Source organism: Staphylococcus taiwanensis (assembly GCA_020544305.1).
Taxonomy (GTDB): domain Bacteria; phylum Bacillota; class Bacilli; order Staphylococcales; family Staphylococcaceae; genus Staphylococcus; species Staphylococcus taiwanensis.
Map to the genome: position 1 here is coordinate 1666694 of CP058667.1, position 17937 is coordinate 1684630.

The 17937-nt window shown below is 32.9% G+C and carries 18 protein-coding genes; 2 read left to right on the forward strand and 16 right to left on the reverse strand.

The window, feature by feature from the left end:
* Position 1: 1 nt before the first annotated feature.
* The 8 genes from rpe to HYI43_07900 form a co-directional block, all read right to left on the reverse strand.
* A complete protein-coding gene (gene rpe, locus HYI43_07865; protein ID UDI78464.1) occupies positions 2–646 on the reverse strand; it encodes a ribulose-phosphate 3-epimerase in 645 nt (214 codons plus the stop codon).
* On the reverse strand, positions 646–1521 hold the full coding sequence (gene rsgA, locus HYI43_07870; protein UDI78465.1) for a ribosome small subunit-dependent GTPase A: 876 nt from the start codon (positions 1519–1521) through the stop codon (positions 646–648). The genes rpe and rsgA overlap by 1 nt, the downstream gene beginning before the upstream one ends.
* A 260-nt stretch (positions 1522–1781) precedes the next feature.
* Positions 1782–3821 (reverse strand): Stk1 family PASTA domain-containing Ser/Thr kinase, encoded by a 2040-nt coding sequence (gene pknB / locus HYI43_07875; GenBank protein ID UDI78466.1) that lies wholly within the window; start codon positions 3819–3821, stop codon positions 1782–1784.
* On the reverse strand, positions 3818–4561 hold the full coding sequence (locus HYI43_07880; GenBank protein UDI78467.1) for a Stp1/IreP family PP2C-type Ser/Thr phosphatase: 744 nt from the start codon (positions 4559–4561) through the stop codon (positions 3818–3820). The genes pknB and HYI43_07880 overlap by 4 nt, the downstream gene beginning before the upstream one ends.
* A gap of 5 nt (positions 4562–4566) precedes the next feature.
* On the reverse strand, positions 4567–5661 hold the full coding sequence (gene rlmN / locus HYI43_07885; GenBank protein ID UDI78468.1) for a 23S rRNA (adenine(2503)-C(2))-methyltransferase RlmN: 1095 nt from the start codon (positions 5659–5661) through the stop codon (positions 4567–4569).
* A gap of 1 nt (position 5662) precedes the next feature.
* A complete protein-coding gene (rsmB, locus tag HYI43_07890) occupies positions 5663–6970 on the reverse strand; it encodes a 16S rRNA (cytosine(967)-C(5))-methyltransferase RsmB (GenBank protein UDI78469.1) in 1308 nt (435 codons plus the stop codon).
* Positions 6967–7899, reverse strand: a complete 933-nt coding sequence (locus HYI43_07895; protein ID UDI79290.1) for a methionyl-tRNA formyltransferase — start codon at positions 7897–7899, stop codon at positions 6967–6969. The genes rsmB and HYI43_07895 overlap by 4 nt, the downstream gene beginning before the upstream one ends.
* The gene (locus HYI43_07900) at positions 7892–8380 is read right to left on the reverse strand and encodes a peptide deformylase (protein UDI78470.1); all 489 of its coding nucleotides are present in this window, start codon (positions 8378–8380) and stop codon (positions 7892–7894) included. The genes HYI43_07895 and HYI43_07900 overlap by 8 nt, the downstream gene beginning before the upstream one ends.
* 177 nt (positions 8381–8557) lie before the next feature.
* Between HYI43_07900 and HYI43_07905 the strand changes: the two genes are divergently transcribed.
* Positions 8558–8761, forward strand: coding sequence for a TM2 domain-containing protein (locus HYI43_07905; protein UDI78471.1), 204 nt, complete (start codon positions 8558–8560; stop codon positions 8759–8761).
* Between the two features lie 88 nt (positions 8762–8849).
* Here HYI43_07905 and priA read toward each other — a convergent pair whose 3' ends face one another.
* From priA to gmk, 4 genes are all read right to left on the reverse strand, one after another.
* A complete protein-coding gene (gene priA / locus HYI43_07910; protein ID UDI78472.1) occupies positions 8850–11258 on the reverse strand; it encodes a primosomal protein N' in 2409 nt (802 codons plus the stop codon).
* Positions 11258–12457, reverse strand: a complete 1200-nt coding sequence (gene coaBC / locus HYI43_07915; GenBank protein ID UDI78473.1) for a bifunctional phosphopantothenoylcysteine decarboxylase/phosphopantothenate--cysteine ligase CoaBC — start codon at positions 12455–12457, stop codon at positions 11258–11260. The genes priA and coaBC overlap by 1 nt, the downstream gene beginning before the upstream one ends.
* A 149-nt stretch (positions 12458–12606) precedes the next feature.
* A complete protein-coding gene (locus tag HYI43_07920) occupies positions 12607–12819 on the reverse strand; it encodes a DNA-directed RNA polymerase subunit omega (protein UDI78474.1) in 213 nt (70 codons plus the stop codon).
* Complete coding sequence (gene gmk, locus HYI43_07925) at positions 12819–13442, reverse strand: guanylate kinase (GenBank protein UDI78475.1); 624 nt, start codon at positions 13440–13442, stop codon at positions 12819–12821. The genes HYI43_07920 and gmk overlap by 1 nt, the downstream gene beginning before the upstream one ends.
* A gap of 157 nt (positions 13443–13599) precedes the next feature.
* Between gmk and HYI43_07930 the strand changes: the two genes are divergently transcribed.
* On the forward strand, positions 13600–15297 hold the full coding sequence (locus tag HYI43_07930; GenBank protein ID UDI78476.1) for an NFACT family protein: 1698 nt from the start codon (positions 13600–13602) through the stop codon (positions 15295–15297).
* A 236-nt stretch (positions 15298–15533) separates the two neighbouring features.
* Here the strand turns inward: HYI43_07930 and HYI43_07935 are convergent, their stop codons facing one another.
* The 4 genes from HYI43_07935 to pyrF form a co-directional block, all read right to left on the reverse strand.
* On the reverse strand, positions 15534–15938 hold the full coding sequence (locus HYI43_07935; GenBank protein UDI78477.1) for a VOC family protein: 405 nt from the start codon (positions 15936–15938) through the stop codon (positions 15534–15536).
* A gap of 340 nt (positions 15939–16278) precedes the next feature.
* Positions 16279–16506, reverse strand: coding sequence for a hypothetical protein (locus HYI43_07940; GenBank protein UDI78478.1), 228 nt, complete (start codon positions 16504–16506; stop codon positions 16279–16281).
* Positions 16507–16535: 29 nt separating this feature from the next.
* Positions 16536–17144 (reverse strand): orotate phosphoribosyltransferase, encoded by a 609-nt coding sequence (locus tag HYI43_07945; protein ID UDI78479.1) that lies wholly within the window; start codon positions 17142–17144, stop codon positions 16536–16538.
* A gap of 1 nt (position 17145) precedes the next feature.
* Positions 17146–17838, reverse strand: a complete 693-nt coding sequence (gene pyrF / locus HYI43_07950; protein ID UDI78480.1) for an orotidine-5'-phosphate decarboxylase — start codon at positions 17836–17838, stop codon at positions 17146–17148.
* Between the last annotated feature and the right edge of the window lie 99 nt (positions 17839–17937).

Genomic DNA, 17937 nt, shown 5'->3' on the forward strand with positions numbered 1-17937 from the left:
ATCAACCTTTCAGCTGGTCAATCACTTTGCGATAATTATCTTGTTTAAAGAAATAAGAACCCGTTACAAACATTGTGGCACCATTTTTTTCGCAAACTTGAATGGTTTCATCATTAATACCCCCATCTACTTCAATATCAAATGATAAGTTAGCAGATTGTTTATAATCTCGTAATGTTTTAACTTTTGTAGCACATGCTTCAATAAAGGATTGCCCACTAAAACCAGGATTTACCGTCATGATTAATACATAATCAACGATTTCTAAAACCGGTAATATTGATTCTACTGAAGTTCCAGGATTTACTGCAACACCTGCTTTTTTTCCCGCATTTTTAATCATTTGTAATGCACGATGAATGTGTGGCGTTGCTTCAATATGTACTGATATCATATCAGCACCCTTATTTGCAAAAGTTTCTATATATTTTTCAGGTTCTTCAATCATTAAATGTACATCAATCGGTAATTTCGTCGCTGAACGAACCGCTTCTAGTATTGGTAGACCAATTGAGATATTAGGTACAAATTGACCATCCATAACATCAAAATGTAAACCATCTACTTGTGCTTCTTCCAATTTTTCAATTTCATCTTTTAAATTTAAAAAATCCGCTGATAATAGTGAGGGATATATTTTAGTCATTAATATCTTACCTTTCTGTTTGAAATTTCATTAAAAAGTTGAATATAGTGATCATAGCGAAATTGTGCTAATGTCCCGTCTTCTAATTGTTGCTTCACATTGCATTTAGGTTCTTTAATATGATTACAATTTCTAAATTTACATGCTTCTCCATAATCATTTATATCTTTAAAATAATGTTTAATATCATCTTTTTCAATATGATCAAAGTCAAGTGCACTAAATCCAGGTGTGTCTGCAATAAATCCTGATTCTCTTTCAAAAAGTTCAACATGTCTTGTAGTGTGCTTACCACGATTTAAGGATTTAGAAATGTCATTGGTTTCTAAATTTAATTCCGGGTTAAATGCATTAATAAATGTAGATTTACCAACCCCTGATTGTCCACTTAATACAATTAAACCAGATGGCCAAGATGTAACTACATCTTGTTTATTGCTATTCTTTCCGACAAATTGAGTATCATAACCTATATTTTTATAGATTTCTAATAAATTATTTATTTGTTGTATTTCAGCTTCAGAGGCTAAGTCTTTTTTAGTAACTAATATACTTGGCTGTAAATCATAAGAATGCGCTATAACTAGAAAACGGTCTAATAATTGCGTTGAAAAGGAAGGTTCTACAGCACTCATGACGATGATTAAACCATCGATATTACTTACTGGGGGGCGTTTTAAAGCGTTACGTCTATCATGTACATGGTGAATATAGCCTTCGTTGGTATTTTGAATTTCAAAATCTACAATATCCCCAACTATTGGTGAAAATTTATTTTTTCTAAATAACCCACGAGGTTTTGTATCATATAATTGTCCATCAACATCAACTTGATAAACGCCACTTATTAATTTGATAATACGTCCAGTTTCCAAAATGACACCTCTTATTTAATATTTATACTTAATTATTATAGCAAAACCTTACTAAATATCATATGTAGAAGTATATTGTATATTGGTATGTGAAAGAAACATCAATATAAACTCAATTATTAAATTCTCGAAACTCTTTTAAAATAATTAAGAACTGGTCATTAGTTTACATAATACTTTTATAGTCTTTATAAATATAAAAGTAAATCATTCAATCTTAAGCGCTCATATCGCTTAATGATTGAAGGATTTTCAAAAATTTAATAATCTATATCTTTATCAGCAATTACATCACCATCGACTCTTATTGTATAACCAGCATCTGAGCCTTCTTGAATTTTCAATGGGATGGTAATCGTTTTATCATTTTTTATACTATATGTTTGAATTGCTGAGGTTCCACTATTATCTTTATCTCTTACATATACTTGAACTTTCTGACTCTCATCGTCATCCCCAGTATATGGAATGTGATATGTTTCAGTGTAATTCTTCACTTTAGATGATGTTTTTGCGTCATCTTTCTTATCATCTTTAGCATCACTTTTTTCCTTATCTTTAGCACTATCATCGTCTGAAGTGTCTTTGCCTTTTGATACAACTAATTGAACGGTACTACCTTCTTCAACTTCAGTATCTTTAGGATTTTGTGAGATTATCATATCTTTCTTAACATTATCACTTGATGCTGTCGTTACCTGTACTTTAAGACCACTTTTTTCAAGTTCTTTTTTCGCTGTTTGATAATCTTTCTTTTCATAATTTTTAATATAAACCTTTTTGATGCCTAGAGATTCAGTAAGCGTTAATTGATGATTATTAACACGTACATAATTATCTGGATTAATACTTTGTTTAGCAATAGCCCCTTTAGGTATTTGATTATTGTATGCTTGTTCTATCTTCACATGCGTCAATTTTAATTGTTTTAGTTTAGCTAGTGCTTCGTCTTTTTTCATACCAATTAGATTAGGCATTTTTGCTTTTTCTGGACCTTTAGATAATACTATATCTACTTTTTCATGTTGATTAATGCGTTCTCCAGATTTAGGACTTGATTTAATTATTTTATTTTCAGCATAATCGTCACTATAATCTCTTGAAATATGTCCAATTTCTAAATGTGATTTATGCAATATTTTTTCAGCTTCTTTTTCAGTTTTACCTTTCAAATCAGGCATTTCCGAATATTTATCGCCGAACATCCCGATAGCAATAAAACCAAATAGACTAACCAATAAAAATATTAAAATAAGTGCAATCGCAAACTTCTTCTTTTTTGAACGTTTTTTCTTCGGTGGTTCATAAATTAGAGACTCTGTTGTTTGAAATTTACGCTCATTAACAATAGGAATTTGCATTGTATGTGCTATATCTTTTTGCTCCGATTGTTCTTGCATCTTATTTTTTATTTCATTTTTATCTATAGAGACAGTATCCGTTTCATCATTTTCAAGCGAATGCTTTTTCTCATTCTCTCTACTAGAAGCTAAAACGCTACTCAAATCATCCTTCATTTCCTTAACATTTTGATAACGATTGTCAGGATCTTTTTCAGTTGCTCTTAATACAACATTACTAAGTGCTTGAGGTATGTCTGGTCGTAAATCTGTGATATTTGGAATTGTGTCTTGTATATGTTTGATTGCAATACTTACTGCCGTTTCTCCATTGAATGGTGGTTCGCCCACAATCATTTCATATAGCACAATACCGATTGAATAAATATCCGTTGATTCATTCGTTGTCTCACCTTTTGCCTGTTCAGGTGATAGATATTGTACCGTTCCCAATACATGATTCGTTTGCGTCATTGACGTTTCGCTTAAAGCTTTCGCAATACCGAAATCAAATATCTTTAATGTTTTATTTTTATCAATTAATATATTTTGCGGTTTAATATCGCGATGTATAATACGCTTTTCGTGCGCTTGTTTTACACCATTTAATATCTGTTCAGTAAATTCAATCGCTGTATCAACATTGAGTGGTCCATGGCTATGTATATATTCCGAAAGTGTAGGTCCATCTATATATTCCATAATAAGAAAGAAACACTCTTCATCTTCTTGAACATCGTAAACTTCTACGATATTTTTATGTGACAGTTGTGTAGCATTATTTACTTCTCTTTCAAAACGTTTCATTGTTTCTTCTTTTTCGTTTTGAGGAATAGAAATTGCTTTAATAGCGACCTTTCGATTTAATATCGTATCCTCAGCTAAATAAACAGTGCTCATACCACCGCCACCAAGTTTATCAACTACTTTATAACGATCACTAATTAACTTTCCAATCATATACTATCACCCTCAATAGATGCTATTAGAACACTGATGTTATCTTTAGATTGATGATGTAACGCTAATTGAATTAATTGTTCACCATGTTGTTCTATTGTTTTAGGTTCATTAAAAGCTTCAAGTATACGTTGATTTCTTACATAATCCGTTAATCCATCTGAGTTCAACATGATATAGTCATAATAAGTTATACGTTTAGTGAAAATATCTGGACTTACGCGTTTATCCGTACCCATTACTTTGGTAATAATATTACGTTGAGGATGTGTAAAAGCTTCTTCCTCTGTAATTTGACCTGTCATCACTAAGTGATTTACAAATGAGTGGTCGTAAGTAATTTGTTCAATTTCTCTAGAATTTATAACATAAGCTCTTGAATCTCCAATATTCGCTACTACAATTTGTTTATCAAATACGAGGGCACAAACACATGTTGTACCCATGCCTCTATATGCTTCATTTTGTTGAGCATAATCAAATAATTCACGATTAATATCTTTCAAATTGAAACGCAACCAAGTTTCGGCTTGTTCATACTCTATATAATTTTCATCTTCAAAACGTTTTTGAAGTTCATAAGTAACAAACTGACTTGCAATTTCCCCTGCTTTATGACCGCCCATACCATCGCATAATACTAATAATTGTTGGAGAGTTTGGTTATAAAAAATACCACCTGCATCTTCATTTTTATCTCTATGTTGTCCAGTATCTGTGAAAAATTGTGCGTTTAGCATTGTGATTACCTCGTTTCTACTTGTCGTTCCTTAGCTCTTAATTGTCCACATGCTGCATCAATATCTGATCCTTGTTCTCTTCTAATTGTAGCATTGATGCCTAATCTCTTGAGTTCTTTTTCAAATTTAAAAATATCATCTTTTGGTGTTTTAACGTAATTACGTTCTGGTACATGGTTCACTGGGATTAAGTTGACATGGCAGTTTAAATCTTTAATAAGGTGTGCTAAATCACGTGCATGTTCTAACTGGTCATTCACGCCACCAAACAACCCATATTCAAATGTTACACGGCGATTTGTTTTTTCTTGATAATACTTAATTGCTTCCATTAATTTATCTACGTGATAAGCTCGGTTAATTGGCATTAATTTAGAACGAATTTCATCTTTAGCTGCATGTAAGCTGACTGCAAAGTTAATTTGGATATCTTCTTCAGCAAAATCATAAATACGTGGAATAATACCTGATGTTGAAACCGTAATATGACGAGCACCGATGTTAAGACTGTTATCATCATTCACTATACGTAAGAAATCCATCATTTCATCATAGTTCTCAAAAGGCTCTCCGATACCCATTATAACAATTTGAGATACCCTTTCGTCTGTTGCATCTAAAGCCTTTTGTACTGTCAATACTTGAGAAACAATTTCTCCCGCTTCTAAATTACGTTTCAAACCGCCTAATGTTGAGGCACAGAATGTACAACCAATACGGCAACCCACCTGAGTTGTTACACAAACTGAATTTCCATAATCATGGCGCATTAATACGGTTTCAATCGTGTATCCATCTTGCAATTCAAATAGGAATTTAATTGTACCATCTTTACTTTCTTGTTTAACGACTGTTGATAGCGTAGTCATTGCAAAGTTGTCTTTTAATACCTCACGCAATTCTTTTGAAAGATTCGTCATCTCATCTATACTATCTACGCGTTTTTGATAAAGCCATTCAAATATTTGTTTGGCTCTAAATTTTTGTTGACCATGTGCTACTAACCATTCTTGCATTTCATCAAATCTTAATGAGTAAATCGACTGTTTATCGAAATCTGGCAAGAACTTATTTTTCTTCTTTTTTTCAGTAGTTATCATCTTAACTTTCCTTTCTCTTTATTTTAGTGATGAAAAAGCCATCTGAATTAAAATCTTGGGGTAAGATTTGTAATGTTTTCACTTGTTCACCTGTTACCGGATGCGTAATGCTCTCGAACTCGAATTCTTTATTATTTTTTAAAAATGTATAAATCACATTTTCGTTCTCTAGTTGTTCTATCGTACATGTTGAATACACTAATGTACCACCAGGTTTCACGTTATCTTTAACATTGTCCAATATTTGTAATTGTAATTCAACTAAGTCTTGTATATCTTGTTGCGTTTGAACATATTTAATTTCAGGTTTATGTCTTAATACACCTAGACCACTACATGGTGCATCTACCAAAACCTTATCGTATACATCTTTATACGGTTTGGTAGCATCATGATCGAAAGCTCTAATGTTCTTAAGTTGTAATTTGTTAATATTTTCTTTAATTAAACCTATTTTATGTTTATGAACATCTGTAGCGTCTACATGACCACTAGGTGACAATAATTCAGCTATATGGCATGCTTTACCACCTGGTGCACTACATGCATCTAAAATCACATCATTATCTTCAACACCCATTAAATAACCAACAAACATTGAACTTTTATCTTGAATTGAAATATTACCTTTTATAAAACTATCCGATTCAATAATTGGACGCCCTTTTAAATGAAGACAATACGGAATTGTTGCGTCAATTTCAACTTCATATCCTTCTTGTTGTAATTGTAATACCACATCTTCAACTTTACTAATACTTGTATTAACTCGTACTGTACTTGCTGTTTGTTCAAAAAATGAAGAAGCAATTTCGCGTGTTGTTTCAACACCATAGTGCGTAATCCAATGTTCAATAATCCATTTAGGCATACTATATTCAATTGCCATACGTTGTTTTTCATTTTTAATTGAATCAAGCGTTGGCAATTCACTTCTAAAGATGGTTCTTAAAATCGCGTTAACTACATTACCGTTATGAGGGCCACCACGATATTTTGCAATATTGACTGCTTCATTAATAATTGCGTGATTAGGCACTTTATCTAAATAAATATATTGGTATAAACTCATCCATAATAATTGTCGTACCCAGCTTTTAATCTTCGTTTTAACAAAAGGTCTAAGATAAAAATCTAATGTCATTTTACGTTTTACAGTCCCATATACTAATTCAGTATACAAAGGTTTATCAATACTAGATACTTCACCAGCTGATAACACCTCATTGATTCTTAAGTTACTGTACGCATAGTCATTAAAGATTTCTTGGATTGTTTGAAATGCTACTTCTCTCACTGTTTGTGTCATTTTAAAATTTTCCCAACTAGCGATGCTTGAACACCGCTTAAATAATTTGCAGCTAGCATACGTTTCTTACCAGCTAATTGAATATCAGTTAACGCGACTGCGTCATTCGAACCAGTAGCGACGATTATGGCTTTTTTGGTCGTTTCGACTATTTCACCAGGTTCACCCTTTTTATTATCGATAATGTGAGCAGCATATAATTTTAAATTGGCATCATCCATAGTAGTATAAGCTACAGGCCATGGTGACAAACCTCGAATGTGGTTGTGAATATCTTGCGCACTTTTAGTCCAATCTATACGTTCATCTTCCCTACTAATGTTAGAGGCAAATGTTGCTTTAGTATCATCTTGAGGAATACTTTGATTCGTACCATTTATAATAGAAGGTAACGTTTCTTTCAATAAATCTGCTCCTAAAACACTTAACTTATCATGCATTGTACCTACATCATCATTTTCTTCGATTGCAATGGCTTGTTGAGAAATAATATTACCTGCATCTAGCTTTTTAACCATATACATAATTGTGATACCAGTTTGAGTTTCCCCATCAATAATTGCTTGATGTATCGGTGCGCCACCACGATACTTTGGTAATAATGAGGCATGGACATTAATTGCACCTAGCTTAGGCAAGTTCAATAATTCTTCAGGTAATAACTGACCAAATGCAGCGGTAACAATCAAATCCGGTTCTAAATTTAAGAGTTCTGCTAATTCTTCAGAGCCTTTTAATTTTTCAGGTTGATACACTGGTAAATTATAGTCTTGCGCCACACGTTTTACAGGTGGCGGAGTTAATACTCGTTTACGTCCAACAGGTCGATCAGGCTGTGTTACAACAGCTATTACATCATGCTCAGCAATTAGCATTTCTAATACTTTTGTTGAAAAATCAGGTGTCCCCATAAATATCACTTTAGTCATTTTCAAAATACGCCTCCACTTCGTCATCAGTTAATAAATGTTGTGCACGTTCAGTAAATACGATGCCGTTTAATTGATCAATAATATGAAGTAACATTCTTGCTACATCATCATATGCGGTTAATTCAATTTGATTACCTTCTAAATCATTAGCTTCTATAGTAATCATTTTACTACGTTCAACTTCTCCATACACACCAGGTAGATTTACAGAGCCTTCTAAATCAATTATCTTTTCATTAGATTCAGACTTAATTACTGGATTGATGAGTTGTAACAATCCCTCTAATTCCATATCGATAATGGCTACTTGCTTACTTATACCAATTTGAGGTGCACATAATGCGGAAGCTTCTTCAGCATATAATGTATCTTCCAGATCAAGTAGTAAATCTTTTAAAGTCGCATCAAACTGGGAAATGCGCTCTGCTTTTTTTGTTAATACAGGATGCGTTGACTGGACTAATTTTTGTATCGCCATATTTAGCTCCTCCTGAAAAAATTCATCATATTATTATAACTTAATTCAATTTGAATTGCGACCTTAGTCTGAAATTTATACTTACCGACCTCTATTAATTGCTTTTATTTTTCAGTCTATTAAAATATAAAGTAAGAAAAATAATATTAAATATTAATGAATGAGGAGGTGCAAAAAATGGAAGTAAATAAAATTATTTATATTGTTTTAGCTATATTTTTAGGTGGTTTCGGTGTTCATAAATTTTATGCTGGCAAAACAATGTCAGGTCTTTTACATTTATTATTCTGTTGGACAGGTATCCCACATATCATCGCAATTATAAGTGCTATTCTTACATTACTTAGACCAGCTGATGAGAACGGAAACGTATATATGTAATTAGATATTTATTACTTAGTAAGAAAAAGAGTTACGCATAGGTATATCCTAGAGCGTAACTCTTTTTTATTTCACTATAAAAATGTCTTCACATTAAAATTTGAGGATTTATATCAATCTTTAATGCTAACTTGTCTTTAATATATGCTTCATGATAATAATCATCTAAATACTGCAGTGCTTTTAATAATTCTGGTTCACTTTTATACTTAACGAGTATTTGAAAGCGATGTTCGTTATTGATACGTGCAATTGCTGCAGGAGATGGGCCTAATACTAATGCACGATCTGTTAAATGTTGAAGTAAAACTTGATGAATGTGCTTAGATGCCTCCATGACCTTTTTCATATTTTTATGCGAAATAGTAAAATTAATTAAGAAATAGTACGGAGGATACTTACCGATTTTTCTATATTCCATTTCTTTTTGATAAAAGGTTAAATAGTCATTTTTTTGCACATCTTCAATTGCATAATGATTAGGATTGTACGTTTGAATAATCACTCGCCCGGGTTTCTCATGTCGTCCCGCTCGACCAGCTACCTGAGTCAAGAGTTGATATGTACGTTCACTAGCTCGAAAATCAGGTAAATTTAACATTGTGTCAGCGTTTAATACCCCTACTAAAGTGATGTTAGGATAATCTAATCCTTTCGCAATCATTTGTGTCCCTAATAAAATATCGCCTTTGCCTTGTTCAAATTCAGTAAGTAATTTCTCATGTGCACCTTTTCTGGAAGTAGTATCAACATCCATTCTAATAATACGTGCGCCATCAAATTCTTGTTTTAAAATCTCTTCAACACGTTGTGTACCTGTACCTACTTGTCTTATATGTGGACTCTCACAATTTGGACATTTATTCGGTGGTACCTCTTGATATCCGCAGTAATGGCATTTCAATTGATCTGTCGTCTTATGATATGTTAATGAAATATCACAATGAGGACACTGAGGTACGTACCCACAATCTCTACATAACATAAACGAAGCATATCCCCGTCGATTTAAAAATAGTACAATTTGTTCATTTTTATCTAATCGTTCTTGAATCGCCTCTCTTAAGTCATTCGAAAACATTGTTCGGTTACCAGAACTTAATTCTTCACGCATATCAACAATATCAATAGTAGGTAGCGCTTGTTGATTAACTCTAGATGGCAGTGTTAAACATTCATATACGCCTTTTTCAGCTCGAGCATATGTCTCCAAACTAGGTGTCGCACTACCTAAAATCAAAGGACATTGATGATAATCGCTGCGCCAAGCTGCAATATCTCTGGCATGATAGCGCGGATAATCCTCTTGTTTATAAGTTGACTCGTGTTCCTCATCAATAATGATAATGCCTAAATTTTTGAATGGTGCAAAGATACTTGAACGTGCACCTACACTGACATGTGCGCGCCCATCTCTAATCTTTTCCCACTCATCATAACGCTCACCATTGGATAATCCGGAATGTAGCACAGCTACATCGTCTCCAAATCGACGTTTAAATCTCAATACCATTTGCGGCGTTAATGCAATTTCAGGTACTAACATCATTGCTTCTTTACCTTTGTTAAGTACTTCTTCTATCGTTTGTAAGTAGACTTCCGTTTTACCTGAGCCTGTCACACCGTGTAATAGGAAAGTGCGTTGTTCATTATGATCAATTTTTGCTTTAATTTTTTGAAAAGCAACGTGTTGTTCAGAAGTAAGCGTACGCTTTTCTTCACGTTCGAATATACGATTTGCGAAAGGATCACGTTCAACTTCTGCGTCATATTTTTCAATGAAACCTTTCTTAACTAACCCATCTATACTTGATTTTGAGAACCCCATATCTTCCATATCTCTAAGAAATACTGTCTTATGTTGTTCATCTAAAAGATATGCATAAACATCATATTGCTTCATTTTCTTTTCAAGCTTAGCTAAAACTTCATCTGGGTTATAACCATCGGTAATACGTATAGCACGTTGCGTTTTCTTTTTAATATTTTGAGATAATAACGTTACTTCTTTAACTAAACCGTCTTTTAATAATTCATTTAAAATTGGCAAGTGTTCATTTTTTTGCGCATCTTTATATTTATAGTGCCCATTATTATCAAAGTAATTAAGCAACTCATCTTCAATATCATTATGTTTCACAATTTCAAATACTTTGGTATATTTCGCTTTTATTGCGCTAGGCAACATCGCTTCTAATACTGAGATACTTTTAGATACGTGATAATGACTTAGCCATTCACTTAATTGAATCAATTCAGATGTTAATTCCGGTTTCATATCTTGAACTTCTTTAATTTCTTTTAACTTATCAAGATTAATATCTGCACTGGGTTCAGTTTCGATATCCATCACATAGCCTTGAATTGTTCTAGGCCCAAATGGAACAATAACCCTTACCCCCACGTTAATAAATGCTTCTAAATGTTTAGGTATAAGATAATCAAATTTAAAGTCTACACTCTTAGAAGGAATATCTACAATGACTTTTGCAATCATTATTGCCACCTAGTTTCTAATTCATCTAAAATTTGTTGTGCTAATTGCACTTTTTTACCTTTCTGAATATTAATCAAATCATTATTTTTAAAATGCATTGTTAATTCATTATCGTCTGATTTAAAGCCAATGGATTGATCACCGACATTGTTTGAAATAATGACATCAGCATTTTTACGTTTTAATTTATCTTGTGCATATTTTTCAATATTTTGAGTTTCAGCTGCAAAACCAACTAAATATTGATGTGTTTTATGTTCACCTAAATATTTCAAAATATCTTTTGTACGTTTAAATGTAACTGCAAGATCACCATCTTGTTTTTTCATTTTGTGATCAAGCACTTCTAATGGCGTATAATCTGAAACAGCTGCCGCTTTGACAACAATATCTTGTTTGTCATATCGAGTTATTACAGCTTCAAACATCTCTTCAGCACTCTCAATATGCACCACTTCGACACCTACAGGGTCAGCAAGTTGTGTAGGCCCTGTAACTAATGTTACGTGTGCGCCTCTATCTCTTAACGCTTCAGCTATCGCATATCCCATTTTCCCTGAAGAGCGATTAGAAACATAGCGAACTGGATCGATAATTTCAACTGTTGGTCCTGCTGTGACTAATGCATGTTTGCCTTTAAACGAACTATGTTCCATCGTTTTCTTTTCATTGAAAAAGGCATTAAGCACTTTAACAATTTGAAGTGGTTCTTCCATACGTCCTTTAGCCACATAACCACAAGCTAAATAACCATCACCAGGTTCAATAAAGTGATAACCATCCTCTTGTAAGACTGCAATATTACGTTGGGTACGTTTATTTTCATACATATGTACATTCATTGCTGGTGCAATAAATTTAGGAGCTTCAGTAGCCAATAATGTTGAAGTGACCATGTCATCAGCTATTCCGACGCTTAATTTAGCAATCACATTAGCAGTGGCAGGTGCTACTATAATCGCATCCGCCCAATCACCAAGCGCCACATGTTGTATTTCTTGTGGATCTTCCTCTTTAAAAGTATCCGTATAGACTGGATTTCTACTAATAGCTTGAAACGCTAATGGTGTGACAAATTCTTGTGCATGTTTTGATAACATCACACGTACCTCATATCCCGCTTGCGTTAACTTGCTAGTTAAGTCAATTGCTTTATAGGCCGCAATCCCACCTGTAACAGCTAAAAGAATGTGTTTCATAACCGTATTTCTCCCTTTACTCTATCGATTATTATCATGATTAATATTAAATTTATTATACACAAATTATTTATGTAATTAAAAACACACACCTTATTAGGTTAATTTCACCCTAACAAGATGTGTATTATTGAAATATAACGATATAATTATGCTTGGTATTCTTCAGATACGATTGGTGTGATTTTACCATTAGCAATTTCTTCTAATGCTTCACCAACTGGTTTAGCTGAATGATATCCACTTAATAAAGCTGTTTCTGGTTTCTCATCTAATTCACGTGCACGCTTAGCGGCAGTCGTAGCAATTAAATACTTAGAATTAATTTTAGATTGTAACTGGTTTAACGGTGGGTTTAACATTATTTCTTGGCCTCCAATAACATTTTTCTATATATAGCTTCAACACGTTCTCGCTTTAAGTGTTCGGCTTCAACAATTGATTGAATTCGTTCTTTGGCTAAATGAACTTCATCGTTCACTACGACGTAATCATATAGATTCATCATCTCTACTTCTTTACGTGCCTCATTAACTCTGCTTTGAATTTTTTCGTCAGATTCAGTTCCTCTACCAACCAAACGTTCTTTCAAGTGATCTAAGCTTGGTGGTGCAAGGAAGATAAATAGCGCGTCAGGAAATTTCTTTCTAACTTGTTTGGCACCTTCCACTTCAATTTCCAAGAATACATCATGGCCATCCATCATTGTATCTTTGACATATTGAACTGGTGTGCCATAATAATTCCCCACATACTCGGCATATTCAATAAATTGATCTTCCTGAATGAGTGCTTCAAATTCTTCTTTCGTCTTAAAAAAGTAATCTACACCATCTACTTCACCTTCACGCATATTACGTGTAGTCATTGAAATAGAATATCTATATGATGTAGTTGGATCATCAAATATCTCTTTTCGTACAGTTCCTTTACCTACTCCTGAAGGACCTGAAAGAACAATTAGTAATCCTTTTTCATTATCCATGCCTTACGACCTCTCTAAGCTATTCTTCTATTATTTAAATATAATATCACATTGTAGTTTGAATTGTATAGAGTGTGCACAATAAACTTAATCCATGACGTTGGCATATTGCCATGTTACAATATACTGAATGATTAAATTGAAGGTGGAAAAAATTATGGCATACGATGGCTTATTTACAAAAAAAATGGTGGAATCACTACAATTTTTAGTATCAGGACGAATTCATAAAATTAATCAACCAGAGAATGACACTATCTTAATGATAATTCGTCAAAATCGTAAAAACCATCAATTATTATTGTCGATTCATCCTAGCTTTTCTAGAATGCATCTTACAACTAAAAAATACGATAATCCATTTAATCCTCCAATGTTTGCACGCGTCTTTCGTAAGCATTTAGAAGGTGGTATTGTGAGAGCGATACGTCAAATTGGCAATGACCGCCGTATTGAAATTGATATCGAGAGTAAAGATGAAATTGGAGATACGATAAACCGTACAGTTATCTTAGAAATTATGGGTAAACACAGTAATTTATTATTAGTTGATGAAGCATATAAAATAATTGAAGGTTTCAAGCATTTAACTCCTAATACGAACCATTATCGTACAGTAATGCCTGGTTTCAAATATGAAGCACCCCCAACTCAAAATAAATTAAATCCTTATGATATTAGTGGCAATGAAGTTTTAAAATATATTGATTTCAATAGTGGTAAAATCGCTAAACAACTATTAAACACATTCGAAGGTTTCAGCCCACTTATTACTAATGAAATTGTTAATCGTTACCAATTTATGACTTCTGAAACATTACCTAAAGCTTATGATGAAGTAATGGCACAAACACTTCAAGAACCAATGCCTGTGTTCCATAAGAACCATGATACAGGTAAAGAAGATTTTTATTTTATGAAATTAGAACAATTTCAAGATGATATGGTTGAATATGACTCGCTTAATGAATTATTAGATCGATTTTACGATGCTCGTGGAGAACGAGAACGTGTTAAACAACGTGCGAATGATCTTGTTCGTTTCGTTCAACAACAATCTCAAAAATATCAACACAAATTGAGTAAACTTATAGAAGAGTATGAAAGCGCAAAAGATAAGGATACACAACAACTTTTTGGTGAATTAATTACCGCAAATATCTATCGCATTAAACAAGGAGATGAATCTGTAACTGCCTTAAATTACTACAATAATGAAGAAGTAACGATTCCATTGAATCCTACGAAATCTCCTTCAGTTAATGCACAGTATTATTACAAACAATATAATCGAATGAAAACACGTGAACGTGAATTAGATCATCAAATTCAATTAACACGCGAGAACATCGATTACTTTGCAAATATTGAACAACAACTTGAACATATTACAGTCGATGAAATTGACGACATTCGAGATGAATTAGCCGAGCAAGGATTTATGAAACAACGTAAAAATACGAAAAAGAAAAAGAATGAAAAAATTCAACTACAAACCTATGTGTCTTCAGATGGCGATACTATATTAGTTGGTAAAAATAACAAACAAAATGATTATCTTACGAATCGTAAAGCTCAAAAATCTCATATTTGGTTCCATACGAAAGATATTCCAGGCTCACACGTTGTGATACTTAATGATGCACCAAGTGAACAAACTATTAAAGAGGCCGCCATGATAGCTGGTTATTTCTCAAAAGCCGGCAATTCTGGTCAAATCCCTGTAGACTACACAGAAATTAGAAATGTTCATAAACCATCAGGCGCTAAACCTGGTTTTGTCACATATGATAATCAAAAAACATTATTTGCTACGCCAGATTATGACAAAATTCAAAGTATGAAACAAAAATAAACGTAAGAGAAATAGAATTTAGAATCATGTCGTTGTTTCACCCCGACATAAATGACTGGATTGGATAAATGCTTAATTTAACACATTTTCAAATCAGTTAACTTCTACAAAAATAAAACGCGCTTGATACAATAATGTGCCCCCTATAAAGTTGGACTAAAAATATAACTTTATGGAGGGCACATAACATTTAAAGATGTTTCAAGCTCATTTTATGATTTATCATTTAAATTATTTTACTTTTCAGGTAATGCAAGTTGGAAACTCACACCAAATTTATCTTGAACCCAAGCAAATTCTCTGAAAGGTGGCATTGCAGTTTTAGGCATTAAAATAGCACCTTCTTTTTTGAGACCACTAAATAAACGTTCCATCTCCATTGCACTTTCCACTGTGATATATAATGATATAGATGGATTCATAGGTAAATCTTCACCGTTATCTGCATCAATTGCCATAAAAACTTGGCCATTTAAAGTAAAGATTGAATGTTGGACTGTTCCAGGTACGCCTGGACCTTCCTCGCCATATTTAACCATAGTTAGGATTTCACTATTTTCAAATAGACTTGTATATAAATTAATTGCTTCTTCCGCTTGATTATTAAACATTAGAAATGTTGTAATTTTAGGTATTTCCACTTTAATCCCCCTAATTGTGCTAAATGTTTTCATTACCATTTTAAACTACTATGCATTATTTTGGAAAAATTTAAAAGTATGGCGATTTACTTGAAATCATAAAATTTTGACTTATTCAGTTTTACAGGTAAAATTAAACTAAAGTTCAATTGGAGGCTTTCTATTATGATGCATCTTATTATACCTATTTTAGCTATGCTTATTGTCTTATTTATTGGATGGGTGCTAATTAAAATATTTATCCGCTAAATTAAGTAATAAATATTAAAGTGGTACACATACGACTTTATTTCCTACTGATTTGTTGAGAAATACTTGTCCTATATGTACCACTTTTCATTTATATTTGCCCTTTTTGTCTCAAAGTTGCTTTCGCTTTCTTGAAAAAATCACTCGTATGCTGAAACGAATCCATACTAACTTCAGACTCGTTATCACTCATTTGTTTCACGCTATTGTCAATTGATACTGTATGATCTGGGGTTTTAAAGTTATCTTGTCTATATAAAAAGTCATTGACATGCTTTATTTTATTATAAAAGATATTTGCTTCACTATCATTAGTCATTATCTTCATCCCCTTTTTGACATAGCTTATTACAAGTTATCTCTCCAATCAACTAAAGTCTCTATATCCCCTTCAGAAATCTTACCTTCTTCACGTGCAACTTCAATTAATTCATTATAATTGCTTAAAGTATAAAACGGTACATTAATTTCATTGAACATTTCGTCTGCTTTAGCTAAACCATAAGTAAAAATGGCAACCACACCTACCACTTCAGCACCAGCTTCTTGTAAAGCTTCAACGGCAGTAATTGAAGAGCCCCCTGTTGAAATTAAATCTTCAACTACAACAACTTTTTTTCCTTTACTTTGTGCACCTTCAATTTGATTTTGTTTACCATGACTTTTACTTTTAGAACGTACATAATTCATTGGTAGATTTAATTTCTCAGAGATATAAGCCGCATGAGGAATACCTGCAGTTGCTGTACCTGAAATAATATCTACGTCTTCAAATTGATCTGTGATAATTTGACTCAATCCATCACGAATAGCTGTACGAATTTCTGGATACGCTAGCGTTACACGATTATCACAGTAAATTGGAGATTTAATACCAGAACTCCAAGTGAATAAATCATTCGGTGATAATGATACTGCTTCAATATCAAGCAATGCTTTTGCTATTTCTTTTGCCATATTAACCTAACCAACTTTCTTTTATTGATTTATAACTTTCAACTGGATGATTTGCTTGTGTGATTGGTCGTCCAACAACGATATGTGTTGCCCCTAATTGTTTAGCATCTTCAGGTGTTGTAATACGTTTTTGATCGTTTACTGCTGCCCCTTGTGGTCTGATACCTGGTGTTACTTTTAAAAAGTCAGACCCTAACTCTTTCGTGAGTAATTCTGCTTCTAATGGTGAACATACAACGCCGTCTAAACCAGCTTGTTGCGTCAATTTAGCATAATTTAATACCGCTTCTTCAATAGTAGTTTGAATATTTTGTTCATTACGCAACATATCTTCTGTAGTAGACGTTAATTGCGTAACAGCGATAATCTTTGTATCATTGCTATATTTGTGCAAACCTCTTACTGCTGCTTTCATCATTTCAGTACCACCAGCAGCATGTACATTAACTAAATCAACATCTAGTTTTCCTAAACCTTCCATTGCTTTTTCAACAGTATTAGGAATGTCGTGTAATTTAAGATCTAAAAAGATATCATGTCCTCTTGATTTAATTGCTTTAATTAAATCTGGACCTGCTTGATAAAACAATTCCATCCCAATTTTAACAAAAAGTGGTTCATCAAATTGATCTAGAAATGCATTCACTTTATCAGCAGATTCAAAATCTAATGCAATAATTGGTAAGTCTTTCATTTAAAAGCTCCTTTTGAAAATGAACGACAAAGGTAAAGTAAGTGCTCACATTATAGTTAGACTTATCTTCACTATGTCGCTCTTTCATGGGTATTGGTT

Excerpts from the sequence above, each read along its gene's own strand:
- pyrF (UDI78480.1), bottom strand. The coding sequence starts at position 17,838 with ATGAAAGACTTACCAATTATTGCATTAGATTTTGAATCTGCTGATAAA.
- HYI43_07930 (UDI78476.1), top strand. The coding sequence starts at position 13,600 with ATGGCATACGATGGCTTATTTACAAAAAAAATGGTGGAATCACTACAA.
- rpe (UDI78464.1), bottom strand. The coding sequence starts at position 646 with ATGACTAAAATATATCCCTCACTATTATCAGCGGATTTTTTAAATTTA.
- HYI43_07905 (UDI78471.1), top strand. The coding sequence starts at position 8,558 with ATGGAAGTAAATAAAATTATTTATATTGTTTTAGCTATATTTTTAGGT.
- HYI43_07920 (UDI78474.1), bottom strand. The coding sequence starts at position 12,819 with ATGTTAAACCCACCGTTAAACCAGTTACAATCTAAAATTAATTCTAAG.
- priA (UDI78472.1), bottom strand. The coding sequence starts at position 11,258 with ATGATTGCAAAAGTCATTGTAGATATTCCTTCTAAGAGTGTAGACTTT.
- HYI43_07900 (UDI78470.1), bottom strand. The coding sequence starts at position 8,380 with ATGGCGATACAAAAATTAGTCCAGTCAACGCATCCTGTATTAACAAAA.
- HYI43_07945 (UDI78479.1), bottom strand. The coding sequence starts at position 17,144 with ATGGCAAAAGAAATAGCAAAAGCATTGCTTGATATTGAAGCAGTATCA.
- HYI43_07895 (UDI79290.1), bottom strand. The coding sequence starts at position 7,899 with ATGACTAAAGTGATATTTATGGGGACACCTGATTTTTCAACAAAAGTA.
- rlmN (UDI78468.1), bottom strand. The coding sequence starts at position 5,661 with ATGATAACTACTGAAAAAAAGAAGAAAAATAAGTTCTTGCCAGATTTC.
- coaBC (UDI78473.1), bottom strand. The coding sequence starts at position 12,457 with ATGAAACACATTCTTTTAGCTGTTACAGGTGGGATTGCGGCCTATAAA.
- gmk (UDI78475.1), bottom strand. The coding sequence starts at position 13,442 with ATGGATAATGAAAAAGGATTACTAATTGTTCTTTCAGGTCCTTCAGGA.
- HYI43_07940 (UDI78478.1), bottom strand. The coding sequence starts at position 16,506 with ATGACTAATGATAGTGAAGCAAATATCTTTTATAATAAAATAAAGCAT.
- rsmB (UDI78469.1), bottom strand. The coding sequence starts at position 6,970 with ATGACACAAACAGTGAGAGAAGTAGCATTTCAAACAATCCAAGAAATC.
- HYI43_07880 (UDI78467.1), bottom strand. The coding sequence starts at position 4,561 with ATGCTAAACGCACAATTTTTCACAGATACTGGACAACATAGAGATAAA.
- pknB (UDI78466.1), bottom strand. The coding sequence starts at position 3,821 with ATGATTGGAAAGTTAATTAGTGATCGTTATAAAGTAGTTGATAAACTT.